3 protein-coding genes are annotated in these 2764 nt (G+C 63.0%); all 3 read left to right on the forward strand.

The genetic code is table 11. The annotated features are described in order from the left end of the window. Nucleotides 1-1352, forward strand: a 1352-nt coding sequence (gene nuoN, locus EN925_RS31025) for an NADH-quinone oxidoreductase subunit NuoN (protein WP_128337173.1), incomplete at its 5' end; no start/stop codon positions are given. Nucleotides 1353-1357: 5 nt separating this feature from the next. Then, nucleotides 1358-2179 carry a biotin--[acetyl-CoA-carboxylase] ligase gene (locus EN925_RS31030; protein ID WP_063168233.1) on the forward strand — a complete coding sequence of 274 codons (822 nt, stop codon included), beginning with the start codon at nucleotides 1358-1360 and terminating at the stop codon, nucleotides 2177-2179. 117 nt (nucleotides 2180-2296) lie between these two features. Continuing rightward, nucleotides 2297-2764, forward strand: a 468-nt coding sequence (locus EN925_RS31035; RefSeq protein ID WP_164894502.1) for a ribonuclease J, incomplete at its 3' end; no start/stop codon positions are given.

Below are 2764 nucleotides of genomic sequence, written 5' to 3' on the forward strand. Positions count from 1 at the left end.
GAGCCTATTCGCGCGCCAACACGGCCAACACGGTAACCGGCCTTGCGGTTGCCGTGCTGGCGATCGTGGGCGCCTGGCTGATCTTCCGAACCGGGCAGGGCAGCGCTTATGGCAATGCCTTCATCCAGGATTCCTTCGGCCGCTTCATGAAGGTGCTGGCACTGGTTGGCTCGGCGGTGACGCTGGTGATGTCGATGCGCTTCGCCAAGGCGGAGCGTTTCGACAAGTTCGAATATCCGGTGCTGATCCTGCTGTGCACGCTCGGCATGATGCTGATGATCTCGGCCAACAGCATGATCGGCCTCTATCTCGGCCTCGAGCTGCAGTCGCTGGCGATCTATGTGCTGTGCGCGATCAACCGCGACAATCTGCGCTCGACCGAAGCGGGCCTCAAATATTTCGTTCTCGGTGCGCTGTCGTCGGGCATGCTGCTCTATGGCATCAGCCTGGTCTACGGCTACACCGGCAACACCGGCTTCCAGGAAATCGCCACGGCACTCGGCAGCGGCGAGCGCCAGCTTGGCCTCGTTTTCGGCCTCGTCTTCGTGCTGGCCGGCCTTGCCTTCAAGATTTCCGCGGTGCCGTTCCACATGTGGACGCCTGACGTCTATGAGGGCGCGCCGACTCCGGTGACGGCCTTCCTGGCGGCGGCGCCGAAAATGGCGGCGATGGCACTGATCGTGCGCGTCACCATGGGCGCGTTCAAGCCAATCGCCGCCGACTGGCAGCAGATCATCGTCTTCATCTCGATCGCCTCGATGGCACTCGGCTCCTTCGCCGCAATCGGGCAGACCAACATCAAGCGCCTGATGGCCTATTCCTCGATTGGCCATATGGGTTACGCGCTGGTCGGCCTTGCCGCCAACAGCCAGGCCGGCGTGCGCGGCGTTGCCATCTACATGCTGATCTATCTGGTGATGACGCTCGGCACCTTCGCCTTCATCCTCGCCATGCGGCGCAAGGAAGGCAATGTCGAGCAGATCAGCGACCTGGCCGGCCTGTCGTCGACCAATCCGGTCATGGCGACGATCCTGACCATCCTGATGTTCTCACTCGCCGGCATTCCACCGCTCGCCGGCTTCTGGGGGAAATGGTACGTCTTCCTCGCCGCCATCAACGCCAATCTCTACGCGCTGGCGATCATCGGCGTGCTGGCCTCGGTAGTGGGCGCCTATTACTATTTGCGCATCATCAAGATCATGTGGTTCGACGAACCGGTCGGCGGCTTCGTGCCGATGGCGACGGAATTGCGTGTCGTGCTCGGCGTCTCCGGCGCCTTCGTGCTGTTCTACGTGTTGATCGGTGGGCCGATCGGCACCTATGCCGAAGCCGCCGCCAAGACGTTTTTCTAGACGGCATGGCATTTCGGCTGGCTCCAACCTCGGCGTCGGAAGGGTTCCGGCTCGAGGCGCATGAGAGCGTCGGCTCCACCAATGCGCTGGCACTGGACCACGCAAGGGCAGGCGACGCCGGCAAATTGTGGGTCGTTTCCAAGAAGCAGGAAAGCGGGCGTGGCCGGCGCGGCCGCGTCTGGGCGACCCCGGAAGGCAACCTGGCGGCGACGCTGCTCGTCATCACCAAGGCAGAGCTTCGCCTTGCCGCGACATTGGGCTTCGTCGCAGGACTGGCGCTGGCCGATGCACTCGATGCCGTGGTGCCGAAGGGCCGGATCGCCATTGGCCTCGACGGTGGCAGCGAAGGAAAAAACCGTTTCGAGCTGAAATGGCCGAACGACGTGCTTGCCTCCGGCGCCAAGCTGGCCGGCATCCTGCTGGAATCGGCAATCCTCGAGGGCGGCCGTTTCGGAGTGGCGGTCGGCATCGGCGTCAATGTGGTGGCATACCCTGAGGATTTGCCGTATCCCGCAACTTCCTTGCGCGCGCTGGGCGCGGCATGCGATGCGGAAACACTGTTCCTGGCGCTGTCGGATGCCTGGAGCGAGAATGCCCGATTGTGGGATGAGGGGCGCGGACTTGCCGCCGTCAGGCGACGGTGGCTTGATCGTGCCGCGGGGCTCGGCGGCGAGGTTGCCGTCAGAATTGACGGTAATGTGGTGCGCGGGGTGTTTGAGACCATTGACGAGGACTGCCGTTTCGTGATCCGCGACGATGAAGGTTCGGTTCGGACGATCGCCGCCGGCGATGTGCATTTCGGCGCGGTCGCTTCGGCCAGGGCATAGGGCCGTTCATGAACGGTTCTAACTGTTTGTTTTTACGCAACTCCGGTGGGAAAACCGTTACACACTTTTCCCGGAATTGCTTTTGAGCTTGGCCTGAGGGCCAGGAAGGGAAAAATCATGGCGAAAGCGGAAAACGCCGAACTCGTCTTCGTGCCGCTCGGCGGCGTCGGCGAGATCGGCATGAACTTCGCTCTTTACGGCTACGGGCCGCCCAGCGCGCGCGAATGGATCGTCATCGATGTCGGAGTGACCTTCCCCGATGCCAGCCTGCCGGGCGTCGACCTGGTGCTGCCCGACACACGCTTCATCGAGGAGAACCTCGCCAATCTGCGCGGCATCATCATCACGCATGCGCATGAAGACCATTACGGCGCGCTGCTCGACACATGGCCGAAGCTGAAGGCGCCGGTCTGGATGACGCCGTTCAGCGCCGGCCTGCTGGAAGCCAAGCGGCAAGGCGAGCAGGGCGCACCGAAAATACCGGTCACGATCTACCGGGCGGGCGAGAAATTCACCGTCGGCCCCTTCGAGATCGAAGCCATTCCGGTCGCGCACTCGATTCCCGAGCCGATGTCGCTGGCGATC

The sequence above is a fragment of the Mesorhizobium sp. M7A.F.Ca.US.006.04.2.1 genome, from assembly GCF_004022915.1.
In the GTDB taxonomy this organism is placed as follows: domain Bacteria; phylum Pseudomonadota; class Alphaproteobacteria; order Rhizobiales; family Rhizobiaceae; genus Mesorhizobium; species Mesorhizobium ciceri.